15 protein-coding genes are annotated in these 16,507 nt (G+C 46.3%); 7 read left to right on the top strand and 8 right to left on the bottom strand.

Features of this window, described 5'->3' with window-relative positions:
* Positions 1-98 precede the first annotated feature (98 nt).
* The 6 genes from HFV01_RS00480 to HFV01_RS00455 form a co-directional block, all read right to left on the bottom strand.
* Positions 99-2,219, bottom strand: a complete 2,121-nt coding sequence (locus HFV01_RS00480) for a methyl-accepting chemotaxis protein (protein WP_193520731.1) — start codon at positions 2,217-2,219, stop codon at positions 99-101.
* Positions 2,220-2,288: 69 nt separating this feature from the next.
* Positions 2,289-2,753 (bottom strand): chemotaxis protein CheW, encoded by a 465-nt coding sequence (locus HFV01_RS00475; protein ID WP_192808285.1) that lies wholly within the window; start codon positions 2,751-2,753, stop codon positions 2,289-2,291.
* Between the two features lie 116 nt (positions 2,754-2,869).
* The gene (locus HFV01_RS00470; RefSeq protein WP_193520730.1) at positions 2,870-5,104 is read right to left on the bottom strand and encodes a chemotaxis protein CheA; all 2,235 of its coding nucleotides are present in this window, start codon (positions 5,102-5,104) and stop codon (positions 2,870-2,872) included.
* An 18-nt stretch (positions 5,105-5,122) separates the two neighbouring features.
* Positions 5,123-5,512 (bottom strand): response regulator, encoded by a 390-nt coding sequence (locus tag HFV01_RS00465; protein ID WP_006670530.1) that lies wholly within the window; start codon positions 5,510-5,512, stop codon positions 5,123-5,125.
* Between the two features lie 486 nt (positions 5,513-5,998).
* Positions 5,999-6,943: an isoaspartyl peptidase/L-asparaginase gene (locus HFV01_RS00460; protein ID WP_006623129.1), complete on the bottom strand. Its 945-nt coding sequence runs from the start codon at positions 6,941-6,943 to the stop codon at positions 5,999-6,001.
* Positions 6,944-6,973: 30 nt separating this feature from the next.
* Positions 6,974-7,126, bottom strand: a complete 153-nt coding sequence (locus HFV01_RS00455; RefSeq protein WP_071533551.1) for a DUF2256 domain-containing protein — start codon at positions 7,124-7,126, stop codon at positions 6,974-6,976.
* Between the two features lie 47 nt (positions 7,127-7,173).
* Here HFV01_RS00455 and HFV01_RS00450 point away from each other — a divergent pair, with 47 nt between their 5' ends.
* The 4 genes from HFV01_RS00450 to HFV01_RS00435 all read left to right on the top strand — a co-directional run bounded on the left by HFV01_RS00450 (position 7,174) and on the right by HFV01_RS00435 (position 11,494).
* Positions 7,174-7,941: an RNA methyltransferase gene (locus HFV01_RS00450; protein WP_006670529.1), complete on the top strand. Its 768-nt coding sequence runs from the start codon at positions 7,174-7,176 to the stop codon at positions 7,939-7,941.
* Between the two features lie 176 nt (positions 7,942-8,117).
* On the top strand, positions 8,118-9,614 hold the full coding sequence (locus HFV01_RS00445; RefSeq protein ID WP_193520729.1) for a serine hydrolase: 1,497 nt from the start codon (positions 8,118-8,120) through the stop codon (positions 9,612-9,614).
* 21 nt (positions 9,615-9,635) lie between these two features.
* On the top strand, positions 9,636-10,691 hold the full coding sequence (locus HFV01_RS00440) for a pentapeptide repeat-containing protein (protein ID WP_193520728.1): 1,056 nt from the start codon (positions 9,636-9,638) through the stop codon (positions 10,689-10,691).
* Between the two features lie 35 nt (positions 10,692-10,726).
* Positions 10,727-11,494 (top strand): pentapeptide repeat-containing protein, encoded by a 768-nt coding sequence (locus tag HFV01_RS00435; RefSeq protein ID WP_006623124.1) that lies wholly within the window; start codon positions 10,727-10,729, stop codon positions 11,492-11,494.
* Between the two features lie 33 nt (positions 11,495-11,527).
* Here the strand turns inward: HFV01_RS00435 and HFV01_RS00430 are convergent, their stop codons facing one another.
* Positions 11,528-12,331, bottom strand: a complete 804-nt coding sequence (locus HFV01_RS00430) for an alpha/beta hydrolase (protein ID WP_046318623.1) — start codon at positions 12,329-12,331, stop codon at positions 11,528-11,530.
* Positions 12,332-12,507: 176 nt separating this feature from the next.
* Here HFV01_RS00430 and ispG point away from each other — a divergent pair, with 176 nt between their 5' ends.
* Positions 12,508-13,725, top strand: coding sequence for a (E)-4-hydroxy-3-methylbut-2-enyl-diphosphate synthase (ispG, locus tag HFV01_RS00425; RefSeq protein WP_006623121.1), 1,218 nt, complete (start codon positions 12,508-12,510; stop codon positions 13,723-13,725).
* 142 nt (positions 13,726-13,867) lie between these two features.
* Positions 13,868-15,151 carry a carboxyl-terminal processing protease CtpC gene (gene ctpC, locus HFV01_RS00420; RefSeq protein ID WP_046318625.1) on the top strand — a complete coding sequence of 428 codons (1,284 nt, stop codon included), beginning with the start codon at positions 13,868-13,870 and terminating at the stop codon, positions 15,149-15,151.
* 64 nt (positions 15,152-15,215) lie between these two features.
* Here the strand turns inward: ctpC and HFV01_RS00415 are convergent, their stop codons facing one another.
* Complete coding sequence (locus HFV01_RS00415) at positions 15,216-15,650, bottom strand: hypothetical protein (protein WP_006623119.1); 435 nt, start codon at positions 15,648-15,650, stop codon at positions 15,216-15,218.
* A 98-nt stretch (positions 15,651-15,748) separates the two neighbouring features.
* Between HFV01_RS00415 and pyrE the strand changes: the two genes are divergently transcribed.
* Positions 15,749-16,375 carry an orotate phosphoribosyltransferase gene (gene pyrE, locus HFV01_RS00410; RefSeq protein ID WP_006623118.1) on the top strand — a complete coding sequence of 209 codons (627 nt, stop codon included), beginning with the start codon at positions 15,749-15,751 and terminating at the stop codon, positions 16,373-16,375.
* Positions 16,376-16,507 lie beyond the last annotated feature (132 nt).

Below are 16,507 nucleotides of genomic sequence, written 5' to 3'. Positions count from 1 at the left end.
CTCTCAACAATTGAGAGGGTTCGTTATAGGGATAGACTTTCGGGCTACCCCTAATCATTCCAGTGCCAATGTTAGCAGCTTTTAACTGTGATTAGCTGTTAACTGCCAACCTTTAAAACCTCCATAAGTGCTTGAGTATGTGACAGCAAACCTTGAGCCTTTTCATTAGTTTGGTGTACCCCTGAACTATTGTTTTTGGCAATAGTTTGTAAGGTTTCTATACTGGCCAGCAGATTACCAGAAACATCCGAATGCTCTAAATTAGATGTGCGGATCAAAGCTATTTGTTTGGCAATACTACGAGTAGCTAAATTCATGTCCTGTACCGCCCTACTTTGTTCCTGCATAGCCTTAGCCACCTGTTCAGACTGCATTTGGATACTCTCCACTGCTTGGCTAATTTGGTTCGCACTGCTACTCTGTTCAGTCATCGATCGCGTCACATTGCTAATCAATTGCGACAGCCGCTCGGACTCCTTCGAGATTTGATCCCCTGCTGTGGACTGTTCCGCTAAAGCACGGTTCGTGCTAATCACCCCTCGGCGCATGGACTCTACCGCCTGCATGATTTGTTCAGCACCCTTATTTTGTTCAAAGGTAGCCTTACGAATTTGTCCGGCTAAATTATTGGTATTTTGAGCCGCCTTAATTACATCCCTAGCCGCTCGCGCCTGTTCTCCCATAGCCTGTGTTACCTGTTGAGCAATTTGCCTCATGTGTCGGGTGGACTGCACAATTCCCTGAGTAGTTTTGGCTTGCTCATGGGTAGCAATGGCTACTTCTTTGGCTTGGGTAGCAGTCATATTAATCGCCGTTACCACCCGCTGTCCTGCGGTCAGTTGTTCTTGAGAGGCGATCGCAATTTGGTTCATTAATTGCGTCGTTTGTTCAACTCCTGCCAGAATTTGCTTGAGACCCGATAACCCATCTTCTGCCAGACTGCCACTATCTTCCGCAATTCGTAGCCCATCATTAGATGTACTCACGGCATCTTGCACCACCGACTGTAATGCCTTAATAATTGCAGCAATATCGAACGTGGCTTGGGCGGCGCGATCGGCCAAATTGCGGATTTCTTCTGCAACCACAGCAAACCCCCGCCCTGCTTCTCCCGCACGAGCTGCTTCAATGGAAGCATTTAGTGATAGCAGATTAGTCCGTTCCGAGATTAAGTTAATTGTATCAACAATGGTGCTAATTTCATTAGTCCGTTTACCCATATCCCGCATCACATCAGCCGATTTAACCATGGATTCGCGCACTCTTGCCAAACCCTGAATCGCTTTTTCAATGGTTTTACCCCCATTATCCGCATCAACTCCCACAGCACGGGTAAGTTCATTGGCTTTTTGGGTTAGGCTGCTAATTGATTGGATAGAGCGATCGAGTTGTTCCGCGCTGGTGGCTGAGTCCGTCGCTACCTCCGTAATTTGTTCCGCGTTATTGGCTACCCCCTGCACTGATTGGGCAATTTCTTCCACAGACGTTGATACCTGTTCTACAGTCGAAGCCAGGTTCTCAATAGTTGCCGATACCTCCTCGATAGATGCTGCCATCTCGTTAATGGAGGCGCTGGTTTCTTCTGATGCAGCCGTTAAATCATCCGCATTGTTAGCCACTCCCGCAATGGAACTGGTCATTTCTTCCATAGAAGAAGCCGTCTCGTTTACCGATACCGTTAGGTTTTCCGTATCGTCACTCACGTTTCTAATGGAAGTCGTCATTTGGGTCATCGACGCGATCACCTGGGTGGCAGAAGTTGCCATCTCTTGGGCATTTGCTGCTACCTTAGTGGTGTTGCTGGTACTCTCCTGAATTGATGTTACGGTTTGGCGCACCGCCGTCGCTAGTCCCATACTACTGGCGGACACCTGTTCGATGGATGCAGCCATCTCATTGACTGAGGAGACTAATTCTTCTGTGGAACTGGCTACCGATTCGGCTTGCTGCGCCGTTTCTCCCAGGGATTTATTCATCTGCTTGATTCCCAGGGAAGCGCGATCGAGTAGTTGCAGTTGAGATTCCGCCCCTTCCGCTACCTGTTTCGCTATTTTGGCTATGGCGATCGCCACTGTATTAACGCGATCGGCATTGTCCCGAATTTCCATCATTTCCAATTTCAGTTTTTCCCTCTCCTCTGATGTTTTGAAATTCTGAAAATTGGCATTTTCTAGATAACTATTATCTGCCTTTTTATGATTTTTAGATTTTTTACCCATTTTCAAATTACCTCATTCACTCTCAATACAAATAACAACTCCCATCAGACCCATTCCCACCCCATCAACCTAGCCACCCCTTTCTGATACTAATTCCGGTAAAACTAACAATTCTTCCACATTGAGAATTAGTATCACTCTTTCTCCCAAAGTGGCAATTCCCGCTAAATATTTACCACTCAAGCTAGAAATTCCCTCCGGTGAAGGCTGAATAGTGTCTGCGGAAATTGATACAAACTCCCTGGCTGTATCAACAATTAAACCCACTGTCCGCTGATTAGTATTAATCACTATTAGTCGGGTTCGCAGGGTATACGGTATTTTGGCAAATCCAAATCGTACCCTCAAATCAATTGCCGGAATCACTTGACCCCGCGAGAATATCACCCCCACTACAAAAGACGCAGAGTTAGGAACTGGGGTAATTTGCTCCACCATTTCCATCTGTTGAACCACACCAGAAGGAATACCATAGGTGGTATGGTCTAGTTCAAATAAAATAAAGGGTTGAGATGTATCTGCTGATTTAGTCATAGATATAATCATTGAATCACTACACTAAACTAATCCATTTTTCGCCCATTATTGCCCTAAAATAATCGGCATTAACGGTTAGTTAACATCCAGTTTTTCGGGAATTATTGAATTAATTAACCGGAGTTAATTGCCGTTTTTGGTGTCGTTAAAAATTGATTAATTATGCTACAAATTAACGCCGGAACATCCATAATTAAAACTACTCGACCATCGCCCAATTCGGTCGCCCCAGAAATTCCCGGACTTTGCAGCAACGGATCAGTTAACGGCCGCACTACAATTTCTCGCAGTCCCAAGATTCTATTCACTACTAAACCGGTGGAATTAAGGCTATTACCAATCACCACAACAGTTAATTTTTCCGAGTTGTCTGTAGTCACAGCACAGTTAAATAGACGCGCTAAATATCGCAGGGGGAAAACATGACCTCGATAGGAAATTATTTCCTGACCTTCCAGGCAAATAATTCTCTCATTCTCAATAGATAATACCTCCTGTATAGAGGATTCTGGAATGGCAAAGGTTTGACCGCTAACTTCCACAATCAGAGCATCAGTAATCGCTAAAGTCAACGGCAAATCAATAATAAAATGACTGCCTTTTCCTTTTTGAGTGGTGAATTTCACACAACCACCCAGTTCTTGAACGGTGTTTTTGACGATCGCCATTCCCACACCCCGACCACTAGCCAGATCCGCCTCTTCTTTGGTCGAAAAACCAGGGGAACATAACAGATCGAGTATCGTCTGGGAATCATAGTTATCTGGATCATTAGTCTCCGATACAGAATCCGACAATAAACCCTGTTGTTTTGCCCGTTTTAACACCCTAGAAATATCGACTCCCTGACCATCATCTTCAATTTCAATAATCACCATTTCCCCCGCCGCCGAAGCGCGTAAGGCGATCGCACCCGTAGCAGATTTTCCCGCTTTTAGTCGTTCCTCCGTTGATTCGATACCGTGACTAACCGCATTACGGACTAAATGCAATAACGGGTCCATCATGCGCTCAACCACAAACTTATCAATCTCAGTTTCCGCGCCGGAAATTTCCAGAGCTACCTGTTTTCCCGTTAGTCGCATCAGATCCCTAACTACAAACTGCATCCTCGCGAAAATTTCCGCAATTGGAACCAGTCGCACCTGCATCACCCCCTGACGCAGATCCCGCAGTTGTCGTTCTAAAGTTAGGTTAATTTCCTGTAAAGTTCGCCGCCGAGCCGCCGGGACAGTTGGGGGTAAATTTTTGAGGTTTTCCTCCAGTCGTGCGCGCGTAATTACTAATTCTCCCACCATCCGCATCAGTTCATCAAGTTTCGGTAGGTCTACCCGTACTAAGTTAGATGCACTAATTAGGGGGCTAGTTGCTTTAGTCGGAGAGATAGCATTACTGGTTTCCGGTTCTGATATCTCCAATGGTTCCGCTTCCGCAGTTTCTTTCCCCGACTCTGACTCTTTCCTCTCTGGCTCCTCTGACTGAGAACTAGATACCACCGCGATCGCCTCAACTTCTTCTGGCGCTGTGGCTGTTGCTGGCGCTTCCGGTCCTCTGGAAGGTTCAACCTCCGAGTTAGATGAGCGAATGCTGGTCGCAGAAACTGAACTGGGAATGTGATATGGTTCCCAACTCAGATATTTCAGCTCAGAGCCTAAATTGTGATTTTCCGGTCCCTCAGTTGCGACAATAAAATCAAACAGGATTTTCTGATTGGCGTTTAGGCGGGGAGACACATAAATCAACTCACCGATCGCTTGCAGTTGTTCCCGAATGGCGTTAACTCCGATCCCCTGTTTGGATAGCTCTGTACTAGGAGTGAAGACGAAATGCCAGATCGGTTTTCCTTCACCGACTAACGCCTCTAATCGTTTCATTTCCTCTGGTTTCAGCTTCACCTCAAAGGGGGTAATAGCTGCATTTGGGGTTTTAGCCACCACCGGAGGGTTACAGGCTTCCAATTGGCTGATAATTTCCTCAATATCCGGGGGATCTTCCTTCGTGCGATAGGCTTCGATCGCTCTCTCCAGAATTTGAGTTCCCGACATCAGAGCATCAAAACCCTCTGGTTTCAGGGAGGTTTGACCATCTCTTAGCGATCGCAGATAACTCTCCATTTGGTGAGCCAATTTCTCCGCTTCCCGCACACCCACCATCGCCGACAGTCCTTTAATTGAGTGAAAGCTGCGGAACAGTTCATTCAGAATCGAACCCTCTATTTGGGGCTGATTCATACAGGACTCTAGCGCCAAGAGTTCTCGCCGCACGACGGCTAAATGCTCTTCACACTCAGCAAAATAATCATCTAAAAAGTCATCAAAAAAGTTGTTGCTTTCTGTAGGACTAGACACGATCGCCTTGGTACTCTCTTAATTTATATTACTCGCACATGGCTCTGATAATAAGTTGACAATTTCCCCCGATAACGATTTCGGATGAAATGGTTTAGTTAAATAGCAAGCTGCACCCGCCGCGATCGCTTCACTACGACTTTCATCATCCCCTTTCGTGGTTAAAATCACAATCGGTGTTTCCCTATATTCCGGGTGGTTTAGCACAAACCGCAACACTTCCAGACCGTGCATATCTGGCATATTTAAGTCTAAAATCATTAAGTCAAACGGGGCGATTTCTAACTGCTCGATCGCCTCTAATCCATTCCCCGCCTCGCTAAAAGCTACATCTTTAACATCCCTGAGAGATGCCATTACCATTTTTCGCATGGTTGCTGAATCATCTACAACTAGAATCCGTCTCATTTTTATGGACTCCTAAGCATGAATACGCTGGGTTTCATCCTACAGCCTTTGACTGATGGATTGCTAATTATTAGCCTCCATCCCAAACCTTAGCCTAGGTTTCCATCAATCGGGCTGTGATGGTACTGATTAACAAAGCGTTCTCTCCAGACTACCAAGTTAATCGGGTTCTCAATTGACTACCGCACCTCTGAACTTACTATTAACCCCAATCAACTGATTGTCCAATTTATCTGCCTCAATTTTTGTTGATTGTCGGGGCGAAAAAATCTCTCGCCTCTCAGTAAATTTCCAGGACAGAACGCAATTTTTATTATATTCTATACCAGTTAAACTGGTACAAAAATGTTGAAAAAATTAACACAACTATATAAGTTTATAGGTCAGATCACCGGATCTAAAAAGTAAAAAAAATATTAAGTTTTCTTCAGTATTAATAACCCCCCCCAGTGGTGGGGGAGGGAAGGTGGGGGAAATTGGGGCTAACTAAGCCACTAACACCTGAGTTCCCGGTAGCATTTCCAAACTATCTCCCATAGTTTGACCATTATGGAAGGCGGCGAGAATCACATCGCTAGTTTTTCCCCAAGCGATCGCCCCGGAAGCATCCAAACCGATCGCCCCCAAGTCCCGCTGACGATCATTAGCCTCGACAAAAGAACGTTCAAAAGCCGATCGCAAAGACAAACCATCTCCGACGCGGATCACAATTTTGGCGGCGAGACACTCATCAATAATATCCTCACCGATACCCGTACAACTCACCCCAGCCTGAGCTGTGGCATAATTACCAGCAGGCATAGCCGAATCACTAACCCGACCAATACGTTCAAACCCCTTACCACCAGTAGAAGTTCCGGCGGCGATCCGACCATTTTGGTCTAAAGCGACGACCCCGATAGTGCCGCGACCAGCTTCATCATCAGAGGTTTCGGCGACCACATTAGCCATTTTGCGGTTAAAATCCTGCTTGCGGTCTTCGATCCACTCATAAAGACGGCGATCGGTTAGGGGGTCAAAAGGGGCTATATTTAACTCCCGCAGAAGTTCGGCAGCCCCATAATCGGATAAAATGCGATCGGGAGAGGTTTGCAGAAACTTAGCCAACTCAATGGGGTTTTTCAGCCTAGAGACATTAATCACCCCGCTAAAGCGTTGTAAACTGCCATTCATCAAAGCCGCACTCATGCGGATCTGTCCGTCAGACTGCAACACCGAACCGACCCCAGCATTAAATAGGGGATCATCTTCGAGAAGTTGACAGCCACGAATCACCGCATCCTCAGCAGTTGTACCCTTTTCGAGTAAGCCATAAACCTCAGTTATCACCTGATAAAGAGATTTGCGAACAGTTTCTACGCCTCCTTTACCTTGGAGAGAACTACCCGCCCCACCATGTATGATTAGTTTTGGTTGCACATTAACACCCATAGCTGTACAATTTATGGGGATATTTCCCCTTTAATTCTGTTCGTTGCGTCGGCGACGGCAACGCTCGGAACAGTATTTAACCTCATCCCAACAGTTTGCCCACTTTTTGCGCCAAACAAAGGGGCGATCGCAGACTGGGCAAATTTTCTGAGGGAAGTCTGACTTAGCTCGCTGACGTGCCATACTAGAACATTGATCGCTCGCTTATTATATCAGCGGTTATGATAGCAATGGTAGAGACTCAGTGGGAAACCGCATTAGCTAAAATTAGGATTGTATTGGTTGAACCGGCGGGAGCGTTAAATGTGGGGTCGTGCGCCAGGGTAATGAAAAATATGGGGTTAACCCAAATGGTACTGGTTAACCCCCACTGTGACCCCATGAGCTGCGAAGCTAAAACCATGGCAGTTCATGCCCAAGATGTTTTAGAATCAGCCCAGATAGTAGACAGTTTACCCCCAGCCTTAATCGGATGCCAAAAGGCGATCGCCACCACCGCTCGCGATCGTAGTTTTGACAGAACCCTTGAACATCCCAGAACCACCCTCCCCTGGCTACTCCACAGCCCCGCCGCCCTGATTTTCGGTCCCGAAGATCGTGGCTTGAGCAATACAGAACTAAACTATGCTCAAAGGATAGTTCGCATTCCCAGCAGTAGCGCCTATGAATCCCTAAATTTAGCCCAAGCCGTGGCTGTCTGCTGTTACGAACTCTCACTAAGCGCTCAAACCCTCATCGACCAGAATACATTACCCAGCCCAGAACCATCAGAACCATTATCAGCCACCCTCGACCAACTGGAAGGATACTATCAACAGCTAGAAACCCTCCTACTCAAAATCGGTTATGTCTACCCCCACACCGTCAGCAGTCGTATGGAAAAATTTAGGCATTTATTTAACCGCGCCCAGCCATCTAGTACAGAAGTTGCTATGCTACGGGGGGTTATCTCTCAGGTAGAATGGGCATTAACTGTTAAGCAACATCCGCCCAGTTAATGGTAATCTCGATATCGTTGATTCCCAGGCTCAACTGTCGATTCCTATTGCTAAGTAAGGGCGGGTTATAAAGAGTCTGGACCTCAATAGAGATGATTGCAGAACCAGCCCCTACGACTTGATGGGTGTAATTTCCATAGTCTATTGTCCTCTTTGATGATTTTTAGGTGTTAGGTGTGGCTCACCGATATCCCCGTCGCTCATTTTTATCCTTTGTTTCCCAATGGGGGGCCAAGTCCCGGAAGTCAAAAGGCCCTCAATCTCGTGATCAGCGTCGTGGCCGTTCCCCTAGTCCCACTTCTAAATCACAATCATCCTCACGGAGACCTGTCTCCCCCAACCTTTCCCCAACTGGTCAAATTCCCCCCATACATATCCCTGAAAACGGATATTTCGACCCCGTGTTAGATCAACTGCGACAAAAACCCCCCATTACCAGAAACCGGAAAAAGACACCTCAGCTACCACCACCAAACTCTAGAAAACGCCGTCGGGGAAAACCTACACCGCGTCAGGGAGTTAGCAACGGTAAACCATCTAACATAGTCCCCTTAAATAGGTCTATCACTCCCCAAGTATATCCCCCCCCTCAGCGGACTATGCAACCCCTTACCCCTGTGAAAAAACGGGTGGTAAGGCGTAAGAGTCGCCGTGTCTCTCCCATAGTTTATGGAACCCGGTTGCTGATTTTAGGCATTGGTATCGGGGTGATTTCGGGAACAGTTCTCTCAATTCTCAACTCCCTCGGTCGTGCTACCGCCGGGGCTAGTTCTATTGAGAATTTAGAGACACAGGAAACTAGCATTAACAGCCTAACAGCCACCCGAATTTTGCCCCTATCTCTGCAATTAAACCGGGAAATAAAAGACTTAAAAACTCAACTGGAATTGGTGGCTGCAGCATCCCCAGATATTACTCCGGCTTTGATGTTTTTAGACCTGAATACTGGCGGATATGTCGGTTTAAGAGAACAGTCTAAAGTGCCGGCAGCTAGTACAATTAAAGTCCCGATTTTAGTGGCGTTTTTTCAAGCCGTTGATGCGGGAGAAATTCGCCTAGATGAAATGCTGGTGATGACGGAAAATCACCAGGTGGGAGAAGCGGGGATTATGCAATATCAGCCGCCGGGGACTGAATATACAGCCTTAGCAACTGCTACTAAAATGATGACAATTAGTGATAATACAGCCACTAATATGATTATAGAACGGCTGGGAGGGTTTCAGGTTCTTAATCAAAAGTTCCGCAGTTGGGGTCTGACAGATACTCTGGTGCGTAACCCTTTACCTGATATTGAAGGGACTAATCAAACTACGCCTAGGGATATGGTTAGTCTTTTGAGTCAAATTCACCAAGGGGGTTTACTTTCGATGACATCACGCGATCGCCTCTTGCGAATTATGACAGAAACAGAAAATAATCACCTATTACCTAGCGGGGTCAGTAATGGGGCGGTAGTCGCCCACAAAACTGGAACCCTAAACATTATGTTAGCCGATGTGGGTATAGTTGATATGCCCAATGGTAAACGCTACATTTTAGCTATTTTAGCCCAAAGAAACAATGGCGACCAAGCGGCTGAATCAATGATTCAAAAAATGTCCAGACAAGTCTATCAGTATTTGAGCCAAAAAACATCGGAAACCGTCACTCCAGAATTATCAGACAATTAGGCTGTTGAAATAGGGTAAAATATGACGGACTACCAGGCTAATCAATTATTTAAACAAGGGGTTTCTCAATATCATCAAGGTGATATTCCGGCGGCTTTGGAATTGTGGCGCGAAGCCCTGACTATCTATCAAAAATTGGGCGATCGCCAACGGGAAGGCGCTACTTGGGGTAATTTGGGTATAGCTTATGCTGCTTTGTCTAATTCTCAAGAAGCCATTACCTGCTATCAAACTCACCTCCGTATCGCTGAAGATATTGGGGATATATCAGGACAGCTTAACGCCCTGACTAACCTGGGAATGGCTTATCATGCTACTAATGAGTTACCAAAAGCGATCGCCTGCTATCAACAACAGTTGGAAATTGCTAATCAAATGGGCGATCGTACCCAGAAAATCAACGCCCTACAGCGCCTCCGACTCACCTGGGAACATATCCCAGACCCTCAACAAGTCAATGACTGTCGCCTCCAACAATGGGAAATTGCCCATCAGTGGCTTGGAGTAGTCGGGATGGCAGAATTTACCCAAATTCTCGAACAGGTGGGTTTAAGCCTCACAGAAGACCTTTATGGGCAGGATTTAACCGGGGTTGACCTAAGTAATGCTAACTTGCGCGGCGCTAACTTGGCCAAGACTAACCTCACTAATGCCAACTTGACCCTGGCTGACCTCAGCAATGCTAATCTACAGGGAGCTAACCTCAGTAACGCTATCCTCTGCAACGCTAACCTCCGAGATGCTAATTTACAAGAGGCTAACCTCTCTCAAGCCGATCTACGAACTAAACTCCCCCGCGCTAACCTCAGTAATGCTAACCTGACCCAAGCTGATCTCACTAGCGCCTATCTCCCCCGCGCTAACCTCAGTAATGCTAATTTGCAGAGTGCTAATTTTACCTATGCGGACCTTAGTGGGGTAAACTTGACAGGAGCTAACCTCCAGAAAACAGATTTCAGCCGCGCGGAATTAGCTGATATCATGGTGGAAAATGTCGAATTTACTGAGGCGATCGGTATTTCTCGGCGACTGCAACCTGAATTGCAACGAAAAGGCGCAATTTTTGGAGACAGTTAAAAGTTGAATGAATCTCCTCTAAACTCTCTTGAATTATGACTGGTGTTGAAGGACTTTGGCCGCAAAATATTAGCCCCAATAAATTGGCGATCCTAGAGCGTAAATTTGCCATCTGGTTGCGATCGCAAGAATTAGAATCAGAACCCTCTCCTGTGGCGCAACAGCATCAGACTTTAGAAGAATTACAAGCCTTGACTAAAAAAGCTGTAGCCCAAGGCTGGAATTTTGCCCAATTACAGGGCATTATTCAGACCGTAGTTGATGCTAAAACTGATAATTTTCTCGAGTTAGCCACCTTAGCAGAATTGAAAATATCGGAAGATTTTGTGGGCGCAAGACTCCTGGGAACACATCTCAGTAACCTTGATCTCAGTGGCGCTAACTTACAAAATACTTACCTGCGGGGAGTTGATTTAAGTGATGCAGATCTTAGTAGTGCTGACCTGCGTTTTGCTAACCTTAGTGGTGCAGATCTCAGTGGGGCGCTGTTGAGTGATGCTAATTTGAGTGGCGCAGATCTACATAGGGCGAGTCTGGCTTTGGCTAGTCTCAGCGGCGCAGACCTGTGCGGCGCGAATTTGACAGAGGCTAATCTAAATAACTGTAATCTGAGTGATGCTAACCTCCATAATGCTATCCTCAAAAATGCTGATTTGCACCAAGCTGGGTTAGCCCTTACTAATTTGAAAGGGGCGGACTTTACGGGGGCTATTGTTAAACAAGCTAGATTATGGCATGATTCGGGACTGTCTGAGGAAGTTAAACAAGATTTGATTAAACGAGGGGCAATTTTTGAAGAGTGAAAAATTAGGGCGATCGCGCCCTGGGGGAAAATTTTAGATACTCCTCTGGCTAAAAAAATCGGCGATCGCCTGGCTAATTTCCTCCCCATTAACATCTAAAATCATGACATGACCCGACTGGTCAAACCAACGGACATCTAAATTGTTTGGTAGTTGTTTTTCCATCCAATTAATTACCACCGGACTGACTAAATAATCCCTATGGGAATGAATAGCTAACACCGGACAAGTAATTGAAGATAAATCTGATCGGGCTATCCTGGCTAGTTGTTGCAGCGCCCGCCCCGCCCGAGAATTATCAAATAAATAAACGGGGTTATCAAAAGGCTTGGGTTGAGTGGGGATAGAAATATTCGCCCAACCAAATAAAGCCAATAAAATCACAGCCCGAGGCGGTAATTTTAACGCTGGTGCAGTGACCGCACAGGCATCTACTCGCCCCTCCGCCGCCATTTTTAAAGCGATCGCACCTCCCATAGAATGCCCAAAAATACCTACAAATTCATAATGCGATCGGGCTAATTCCAACTCCCGACGCACAGCAGATAACATTCCTTCCGCCGTCATTTTGGGAAAAAATAACTTCTGGTCTGCTAATTCTTGAAAACCATGACCAGGCAATAAAGGCCCCACTCCATCAAGCCCCCGACTTAGACAGGCTTGCGCTACTGGTCTCACCTCAAAAGGAGTGGCGGTAAACCCATGTAAACACAAAACCACCCGATTGGATTTAGGTTCAGCCCGCAACCAAAAGGGTACACCCCTTGACCAGATTTTGTCTGTCCACTCGACTGCTAAAGACTCAAAACCCGAAAAATAGCGCAGATGTTCACTCATAGCCAATTATCTAATCTACAATCAAGCGATCGCTACCCGTATTCGTGACAATTTAAACAATTTAAGCGATCGGATCAACCACAAGTCCCCAATTTGTGGCAATCTATCTTTAATATAGACACCTATTGAATTTTGAGAACCCACTCTTAAAACTAAGCAATTATCAAATTCAGATCATGCAAACCCTACCCATAACCACTCCGACCGCTAGTCAGCCCTCCGTTGACACAGTAATTCACCGTCGCCAAACCCGTCCAGTCCGGGTCGGAAACATCACCATTGGCGGAGGATACCCCGTCGTAGTTCAGTCCATGATTAACGAAGATACCATGGACATAGAAGGTTCCGTCGCCTCCATTCGTCGGCTGCATGAAATGGGTTGTGAAATCGTCCGCGTCACAGTTCCCAGCGTCGGACACGCCAAAGCCGTAGGCGAAATCAAACAAAAACTCGCCGCCACCTATCAACCCGTCCCCCTAGTCGCAGATGTTCACCACAACGGCATGAAAATTGCCCTAGAAGTCGCCAAGCACGTCGATAAAGTGCGGATTAACCCCGGATTATACGTCTTCGAGAAACCTAAAGGCGATCGTAGCGAATACACAGACACTGAATTTCAAGAAATCGGCGAGAAAATCCGCGAAACCCTCAAACCCCTAGTTATCTCCCTCCGTGACCAGGGTAAAGCCATGCGTATCGGCGTTAATCATGGTTCCCTAGCCGAAAGAATGCTATTTACCTACGGCGACACCCCCGAAGGTATGGTAGAATCAGCCCTGGAATTTATCCGCATCTGTGAATCCCTAGACTTTCAGAACTTAGTGATATCCCTAAAAGCCTCCCGCGTCCCCGTCATGTTAGCAGCCTATCGCCTCATGGCTAAACGCATGGATGACCTAGGGATGGACTATCCCCTACACTTGGGAGTTACCGAAGCCGGAGATGGAGAATATGGCCGCATTAAATCCACCGCTGGTATTGCTACCCTCTTAGCAGATGGTATTGGTGACACCATTCGGGTTTCCCTCACAGAAGCCCCAGAAAAGGAAATTCCTGTTTGCTATAGCATTCTGCAATCCCTAGGACTGCGGAAAACTATGGTAGAATATGTCGCCTGTCCCTCCTGTGGTCGCACACTCTTTAACCTCGAAGAAGTTCTCCACAAAGTCCGAGAAGCAACTAAACACCTGACTGGACTAGATATTGCTGTTATGGGTTGTATTGTTAACGGACCTGGAGAAATGGCAGATGCTGACTATGGTTATGTAGGAAAACAACCTGGCTATATTTCCCTATATCGGGGTCGGGAAGAAATTAAAAAAGTTCCCGAAGATCAAGGTGTCGAAGAATTAATTAATCTCATCAAAGCAGATGGACGCTGGGTAGAGCCATAAAAATCAAGCTGACCCCACCTCTGATGGGGGTGGGGGAGTCCCGGTCACAATTGGGCTTTTGGTCAACCTCCGCGATCGCCAGATCTGATGTGCTAGTATGCTGTTAATAGCTCTTAGTATTCTCTTCCGGTTCAGCAGATAAATGATTATATCAAAAAGTGGGCTTGTTATAGGCGCAACAGCAGTTATGCTGACCGCTGTTGCTGTTGCGGGCGCTGGTATACACCTTTCCGGCCAAGCATCCTTTCGGGAAAGCCCGAAGGAACTAATTGATGAAGTATGGCAAATTATTGATAGAAGTTACGTTGACGGTACCTTTAACCAGGTAGATTGGAGGGAACTTCGTAATGAGTTTCTAAGCCGAGAATATACTAATGATCAACAGGCTTATGAAGCTATCCGCGAAATGTTGGCTAAACTCGATGACCCTTATACCCGCTTCATGAACCCCGAAGAGTTCAGAAATATGCAAATTGATACTCAGGGAGAACTGACCGGGGTTGGTATCCAACTTACCCAAGATGAGGAAACCAATAAACTCGTCGTTATTTCCCCTATTGAGGACTCTCCCGCTTTTGATGCTGGGGTTCAGGCTCAGGATATTATTACTAAAATTGATGGCCGCAGCACTGAGGGAATGGAGCTCAATGAAGCTGTCAATTTGATTCGTGGACCAATTGGGACTCAGGTTAAGTTGACTATTTTGCGCGGTCCAAGGGAAATTGAGTTTAATATTACCCGCGCTCAGATTGAAATTCACCCGGTACGCTACTCTAAGAAACCTTCCCCCGTCGGCGATATCGGCTATATTCGTCTGAACAATTTTAGTGCTAATGCTGCCGAGGAAATGCGACAGGCGATCACTAACCTCGAACAACAGAATGTTTCAGGTTATATTCTCGATTTACGCTCTAATCCTGGCGGTCTGCTCTATGCTAGTATTGAAATCGCCCGTATGTGGCTAACAGAAGGCGATATAGTCTCTACCGTTAATCGTCAGGGAGAAATGGATCGACAACGCGCTAATAATCGCGCCCTCACTGATAAGCCTATGGTGATTCTTGTTGATGGCGGTTCCGCTAGTGCTAGTGAAATTCTATCCGGCGCTCTACAAGATAACAACCGCGCCGTTTTGGTCGGAACTAACACTTTTGGTAAGGGTCTAGTTCAGTCCGTTCGTGGCGTGGGTCGCGGTTCCGGTTTGGCGGTCACGATCGCTAAATATTTTACCCCTAATGGTCGTGACATTAATCATGAGGGAATTAAGCCTGATGTGATCGTTGAACTCACCGAACAACAGCGAGATATCCTCCGCGAAAACCGCGACAAAATTGGCACTCTTGATGATCCTCAATATGGCAAAGCCTTGGAAGTTTTGACTCAGAAAATCGCATCTCAACAAAACAATCAAGCTGTTTCTCAGTAGTCCCTTTGCAGGTGCGTCATTAACCTTTGATGACGCACCTGATCAAAAACTGGACTCGCTCCCATTAGGGATTAAACAAAAATCCCCCCGGAGTGTCGTTAGACAACTCGTTGATCACAGAAGGTTGAGTCAAAATTGAGGTGTTGTATGGGTTCGCTAGATCGGCAGTGCGGATAGTCGGACCGCTTAGGGTCTGCTGGAGCATTCTCTCTCTATACAGTTGATTCACTCGTCTGGCATCATCAGCAATCAAACTTTCAGGAAAACCATTAATAGCACCCGGCCAGGGATAGCTTAACCCGAAGAATACCGAAAGTTGACCCATCAGGGATTGATTTTTAAAAGCATCCCCAGAACTGCGGGTCGCCGCCTGGTTAAAGTCTTCCGCAAAAGGCTGGAAACGGGTTCTCGGTTGCGCCACAACTCCCTCAACCCACACGAATGAGGCGATCGCTACCCCTAACACTCCACTGATACTCTGTAATAAAATTCTGTTCATGGCATTAACCTTGGTGAATCTGTTTGATCAGATGGTCTCTCCCAGTGTACGATCAGATGGAGTGATTACAGATTTGTTTCCTACCTTTTCCCTCCTTTATGACTAACCCTTCAGAAATCCCTGCTCTTTGCGATCTCAATGCCTCTTGTGCAGCTTTAGATACCCTGCGATCGTGGCTACTTGACCTTTTGTGTCAACTCGCTTATCAAGAAGGGGATTTTGTTCTCTCCTCTGGTCAGCAGAGTTCCTACTATATTAATTGTAAACAGGTCACATTACATCCCGCTGGGTCGGTGGCGATCGCTCGCCTGATTTTACCATTACTTCCCCTGGAAACAGAAGCAGTCGCCGGGCTTACCCTCGGTGCTGATCCTATGGTTTCCTCCGTTAGTGTCGTTTCTGTCTACGAAAATCGACCTATACCCGCCCTCATTATCCGAAAAGAAGCTAAGGGACACGGAACTAAAGCCTACATCGAAGGACCCGAACTATCCCCCGGCGCTAACGTCGTAGTTCTCGAAGATGTTGTCACTACTGGACAATCTGCCCTCAAAGCTGTACAACGCCTTACTGATGCTGGATACAGCGTTGATAAGGTTATCGCTTTAGTCGATCGCCATCAAGGGGGGGCTGAACTTTATCAAAATGCTGGCCTTAATTTGGAGTCCCTCTACAGCATTAATCAACTACAAACTCGTTATCAGACTCTAAACTTGGATCATTAAATTCTCCTGTTAACTAAGTTGATTTTTTCATCAATTTAAAAAAAACGCCCCGCCCCAGGGTTGACAAGTGGGGGTAATTAATGGTAAGCTACAGATATGTATTTAAATAATGGTAATCTATTCAATTACCAA

Source organism: Limnospira fusiformis SAG 85.79 (assembly GCF_012516315.1).
Taxonomy (GTDB): Bacteria; Cyanobacteriota; Cyanobacteriia; order Cyanobacteriales; family Microcoleaceae; genus Limnospira; species Limnospira fusiformis.
The sequence above is the reverse complement of the archived record's forward strand: the minus strand, read 5'-3'. Positions and strand labels throughout refer to the sequence as shown.

What these genes read in the sequence shown, in the direction of transcription:
- HFV01_RS00480 (WP_193520731.1), bottom strand. Translation starts at nt 2,219, where the DNA reads ATGGGTAAAAAATCTAAAAATCATAAAAAGGCAGATAATAGTTATCTA.
- HFV01_RS00475 (WP_192808285.1), bottom strand. Translation starts at nt 2,753, where the DNA reads ATGACTAAATCAGCAGATACATCTCAACCCTTTATTTTATTTGAACTA.
- HFV01_RS00465 (WP_006670530.1), bottom strand. Translation starts at nt 5,512, where the DNA reads ATGAGACGGATTCTAGTTGTAGATGATTCAGCAACCATGCGAAAAATG.
- HFV01_RS00460 (WP_006623129.1), bottom strand. Translation starts at nt 6,943, where the DNA reads ATGGGTGTTAATGTGCAACCAAAACTAATCATACATGGTGGGGCGGGT.
- HFV01_RS00455 (WP_071533551.1), bottom strand. Translation starts at nt 7,126, where the DNA reads ATGGCACGTCAGCGAGCTAAGTCAGACTTCCCTCAGAAAATTTGCCCA.
- HFV01_RS00450 (WP_006670529.1), top strand. Translation starts at nt 7,174, where the DNA reads ATGGTAGAGACTCAGTGGGAAACCGCATTAGCTAAAATTAGGATTGTA.
- HFV01_RS00440 (WP_193520728.1), top strand. Translation starts at nt 9,636, where the DNA reads ATGACGGACTACCAGGCTAATCAATTATTTAAACAAGGGGTTTCTCAA.
- HFV01_RS00435 (WP_006623124.1), top strand. Translation starts at nt 10,727, where the DNA reads ATGACTGGTGTTGAAGGACTTTGGCCGCAAAATATTAGCCCCAATAAA.
- HFV01_RS00430 (WP_046318623.1), bottom strand. Translation starts at nt 12,331, where the DNA reads ATGAGTGAACATCTGCGCTATTTTTCGGGTTTTGAGTCTTTAGCAGTC.
- ispG (WP_006623121.1), top strand. Translation starts at nt 12,508, where the DNA reads ATGCAAACCCTACCCATAACCACTCCGACCGCTAGTCAGCCCTCCGTT.
- ctpC (WP_046318625.1), top strand. Translation starts at nt 13,868, where the DNA reads ATGATTATATCAAAAAGTGGGCTTGTTATAGGCGCAACAGCAGTTATG.
- HFV01_RS00415 (WP_006623119.1), bottom strand. Translation starts at nt 15,650, where the DNA reads ATGAACAGAATTTTATTACAGAGTATCAGTGGAGTGTTAGGGGTAGCG.
- pyrE (WP_006623118.1), top strand. Translation starts at nt 15,749, where the DNA reads ATGACTAACCCTTCAGAAATCCCTGCTCTTTGCGATCTCAATGCCTCT.